The sequence below is a fragment of the uncultured Campylobacter sp. genome, from assembly GCF_938045345.1.
Classification (GTDB): domain Bacteria; phylum Campylobacterota; class Campylobacteria; order Campylobacterales; family Campylobacteraceae; genus Campylobacter_B.
In genome coordinates, this window is sequence record NZ_CALIMS010000030.1 from 1 (window position 1) to 4326 (window position 4326).

Consider the following 4326-nt stretch of genomic DNA (forward strand, 5'->3'; position numbering starts at 1 on the left):
ACGGCGGGAACGAAATTTACCTGCAAATCGCGCCTGATTGGGACGGCGAGGACGAGCTTTTTGACATCAAAAACATCGATACCGCCGAGCTTGCGCCCTTCAAAAATCTTAAAAAAATCGAGACGACCGGCATCGGCATATCTAAAAAGGCGCGAAAAACCTGCGCGGATGCGGGGATTACGATAGTTGATTGAGCAGGGGAATGGACGGACTTTGAGCCATACAGTGCGCGGTTTAAAAAGCTGAAGTAGGCTTTTGAGCTGCGGTCGCGCTCTTAAAAGGTCGTAATTGTTACCGCGCCGCGTAAAATTCTACTTATAGCGAGCGCTATGAATGAGCTTTGAAAGGCGCTTGGCGAAGCATCTGACATGTCTAATTTGACGCGCGTTACAAAGCTTTGAGAAAGCTCGTTTGCAGCGTAAGAGCCACGCCGCTGAATGCGCGAGATGAATGTGTTACGCGAGTAAAAATAGTTCGCTTTTTGATTTTGGAAAAAATCGCTGCGTAGCAAGGGGATTAAATTTACCGCTTTTAAATTTTAAAATTTACAAAGAGCGCACGCGCGGCTTTTAATGTGCGATTAAATTTAGATTTCATAGCGGCTTAAATTCTAAGTGCGGTTAAATTTGCATTTTTAATTCCGTTTGTAGCCTGTATCGTATTGCAAAACAGAGTGCGAGAATAGATCGTTTGCGTGCGTGAGGCGTGGATTAAATTAAAATTTCGTTTTTGGAATTTAGCCTAAATTTATGCTTGCACTTAAGAAGTAGTTTTGCGCGCTGATACCGAAAGCCTAGAAGATGTTTTAAATACTCAAGCAAAAAAGTATTTTGCAGGCTGGCTCGCAAGAAAGTATTTTGAAATCCGCACCAAGAGTGTGTATTAAAACTAACAAGGAGCGGCGCTACTTTGCTGTTTTAAAACGCCGCTTCGAGGCTAAATTTTATAGCCGCATAAAGTCGTCGTCGTAGCTGCCTTCTAGCTTGCGGCGCATATCCTCGCGCCATTTTGGCGTAAGCGTCGTAAGTAGGTTAAATTTTGCTAGCAGCTTTTCATCGAGGCGATCGCCGTAAAATAGACGGTTAAGCTCCATCACGCTCATCATAACGGGGTCGCGTCCCACGACGTAGATCTCGTCGCCCGCGCGGCACGAGCCCGCCTCCAGCACGCGATAGTACCAGCCGGTAAGTCCGCTGCGCGCGATCTCCGCCGTCATCTCCGCGTTACCCCAGCGCATCGAGAGCTTGTAGCAGGGCTTGCGCGGCTGGCTTACTTGCAGCACCAGCGAGCCTATGCGGTGCACATCGCCGATGCAGACATTTTGCTCGTGTAGTCCGCTGATCGTGAGGTTTTCGCCCATTGCGCCGTAGGCTAGATTTCTAAGCCTCAAAAACCTCTCCCACGCGGCGTAATTTTGCAGCGAGTTGGCAAAAATTGCCTTTTCCTCTCCGCCGTGATGCAGTGTGTCGGCTACCGCGTCGCCCTCGAACCCAAGCTCGTTTGCGCGCACTTCGCCCGCTCTAGCTTGCTTAAAAATCGCCGTCTCCCAGCGCCTTTTTAGAGGCTGCGTAGCGCGCTCGTCGCCGTAAGCGCGCGGTTGACCGGTCAGCAATGCCTTTAAAACGGGCATTTTTCGCTCCTTAAAATTTGCATGCGTTCTCCTTAAATCATAAAATTTAGGCACGGATTTTAGCTAGAAAAGAATTTAAAAGTTCTAAATTTTGCGGCGATTTTGCGCTAAATTCCAAGCGCGGGCTTGAAATTTAGCGCGCGGCGTTATTTGTAGTCGTTCGCGTCGTAGCTTTTGCCGTCGTTAAAGTCGCTCAAAAGCCGCACGACGACGGGGCTAAGCAGGATGATCGCGATTAAGTTGGGGATCACCATCAGTCCGTTAAACATATCGGCTAGCCCCCAGACGAGGTCGATCTTTTGCACGCTTCCTATGAATACGAACGCGACGACCAAAATTTGCAAGAGCTTGACGAATTTTGCACCGAGCAGATAGCGCACATTAATCTCGGCGAAGTAATACCAACCCAAAATCGTAGTAAATGCGAAGAAAAATAGGCAGATCGCCACGAAGCCGTAGCCGCCGCTGCGACCCAAAATTTGCGACCCGAAGGCTTCCTGCACCAGCGAGATGCCCGAAAATACCGCTTTGCCGTTTTCGAAGGTGACTACGTCGGTGCTGAGCACGACGAAAACGGTGATGTTAAGCACGATGAAGGTATCGACGAAAACGCCCATTATACCGAGCACGGCTTGATCTACGGGGTGTTTGACGTTCGCTGCAGCGTGTGCGTGCGGCGTCGAGCCCATGCCCGCTTCGTTTGAAAAGAGCCCGCGCGCGATGCCGTATCTCATCGCAGTGGCGATCGTAGCGCCCGTAGCGCCGCCCCAGGCAGCCGATGGATCGAACGCAGCTTTGAATATCAGCGCGATGACGGATGGAATTTTATCGAAATTTGAGCCGATGATGACGAGACCGACTAGCACGTAGCAGATCGCCATTATAGGCACGACCTTTTCGGCTACGCGCGCGATCGCTTTGACGCCGCCGAAAAAGATGACGCAGCAGATGAGCGCTAAGGCCGCGCCGCTCACCCACTTCGGAATTCCGAATGCGCCGCTAAAGCCGTCGGAGATGGAGTTTGCCTGCACCATATTGCCCATGAAACCCAAAGCAAAGATGATGGCTAGCGCAAAAAACGCCGCTAAAGGCTTAGCAAAGGGGCTTTTGAGTCCGCGGCTGATGTAAAATGCGGGTCCTCCGATCATATGTCCGCTGTCGTCCTTGGTGCGGTAAATTTGAGCTAGGCAGATCTCTGCGAAATTCGTCGCCATACCCAAAAACGCTGCGCACCACATCCAAAATATCGCGCCCGGCCCGCCCATTATTAGCGCGGTGCTGGCGCCTACCAGGTTGCCGGTGCCTACCTGCGCCGCGATCGCCGTAGCGACGGCTTGGAACGAGCTCATGCCGCTTTTACCCGCAGCCTCGCCGTGCAGGGAGAAGTTGCCGAAAAGCTTGTGCGCACCCATTCTAAATTTAAAAATTTGCACTAAATGCAAGCGTGCCGTAAAATACGCGCCGGTGCCGCAAAGTAGGGCGATTAGAAAGTACGGACCCCACAAAAAGGAGTTGATTGCGTCAATTGTGGCGGTGAGTTTGTCGAGAAAATTTTGCATGATCTTTTCCGTGAATTTAAGATGCGAAAATATATTTTAAAAACTCTTAAATTCCTATAAATCGAGGTAAATTTAAGCGAAATTTTAAAGCGTTTTTATAATTTTACTCAAGCATTAAGCAAAGCAGTATATGCCGTTTGCTCTGCATGCCAGCTTGCCAGATAAGCAGCTTAGAATTCCCGCCTTAGCTGTCGAAATTTGCAAAGCAATCAACTGAAATTTTTAAGCCTATTCATCACCGCCGATTTTGAAAACGAACATCTTGCACGCGTTGCAAAAGGCGGGTATCAGGCTAAAGAGGCGCGCTTTAAGGCTCCAGTGCTCGCGGTACATTTTCATCATCGCGGCCTCTTTTATGAAGCGGATACGCGCAGGCTCCCAGCTCTGCACCTCTGCACCGCCGCTAATGCCCATTTTAAAGGGCGCGTTTTGCATGTGCCGCATCGCATCGTGGCGCTTGGAGTCGAATTTTCTTACCGAAAACTCGCTCATGAAGTCGCTCAGCACGTAGCCGCTAAATTTTTGTGAAAACGCGATAAAAAATTTTTTAAATTCCTCCTTTTCAAAATACATACTCACGCCCTCTAAGATGAAGATGTAGCCCGCGCTGCCGTGCTTTGCGACTAGCTCATCCATCCACGAAAGATCTAACATCGAGCGGGGTAGGCTGAAATTGTTTTGTGCTTTGGGCAGCAGCACATCGCGTGTGGCGATGACGTCGGGCAGATCGAGGTCGTAAAATAGGGCGCTCGGCAGGGCGCTCTGGAGCCTAAGCGGGCGGGTGTCGAGCCCTGCGCCAAGCTGCACGATGATAGGGTGGTCGAACTCCGCCGCGAGCCGCAGCGTCTCGTCGTCGAAAAATTTCGCGCGGATCACCGTACCCGTTTTACTAAGGTGCGCGTCGTCGAATTTTGCAAAATCATAATCGATCTGCTCTACGACGGCGCTTGAAAAGGGATCGTTTAGGATCGGATCTGCGTCTTTGAAATCCAGATGGCGCATATAGACGTTGATTAGTAGCGTCTCAGAAACGCTATCTTTAAAATTTGGCTTTTGCATGAAGTGCCTTTCTTGCGGTGTCATCGCGAGCAAAATACCGCTTATTTTTAATATATATTATTATATCCTTACTAAATA

At 49.8% G+C, this 4326-nt stretch carries 3 protein-coding genes and 1 pseudogene; 1 reads left to right on the forward strand and 3 read right to left on the reverse strand.

The window, feature by feature from the left end:
- Positions 1 to 194: pseudogene (locus tag Q0144_RS05915) on the forward strand (hypothetical protein); the annotation flags it as partial.
- 749 nt (positions 195 to 943) lie between these two features.
- Here the strand turns inward: Q0144_RS05915 and Q0144_RS05920 are convergent.
- From Q0144_RS05920 to Q0144_RS05930, 3 genes are all read right to left on the reverse strand, one after another.
- Entirely contained in the window at positions 944 to 1630 is a 687-nt protein-coding gene (locus Q0144_RS05920) for an MOSC domain-containing protein (RefSeq protein WP_298062534.1), read from the reverse strand.
- 146 nt (positions 1631 to 1776) lie between these two features.
- Positions 1777 to 3189 (reverse strand): alanine/glycine:cation symporter family protein, encoded by a 1413-nt coding sequence (locus tag Q0144_RS05925; RefSeq protein ID WP_298062536.1) that lies wholly within the window; start codon positions 3187 to 3189, stop codon positions 1777 to 1779.
- Positions 3190 to 3417: 228 nt separating this feature from the next.
- Positions 3418 to 4248 (reverse strand): class I SAM-dependent methyltransferase, encoded by an 831-nt coding sequence (locus tag Q0144_RS05930; RefSeq protein ID WP_298062538.1) that lies wholly within the window; start codon positions 4246 to 4248, stop codon positions 3418 to 3420.
- Between the last annotated feature and the right edge of the window lie 78 nt (positions 4249 to 4326).

What these genes read in the sequence shown, in the direction of transcription:
- Q0144_RS05920 (WP_298062534.1), bottom strand. Translation starts at nt 1,630, where the DNA reads ATGCCCGTTTTAAAGGCATTGCTGACCGGTCAACCGCGCGCTTACGGC.
- Q0144_RS05930 (WP_298062538.1), bottom strand. Translation starts at nt 4,248, where the DNA reads ATGCAAAAGCCAAATTTTAAAGATAGCGTTTCTGAGACGCTACTAATC.
- Q0144_RS05925 (WP_298062536.1), bottom strand. Translation starts at nt 3,189, where the DNA reads ATGCAAAATTTTCTCGACAAACTCACCGCCACAATTGACGCAATCAAC.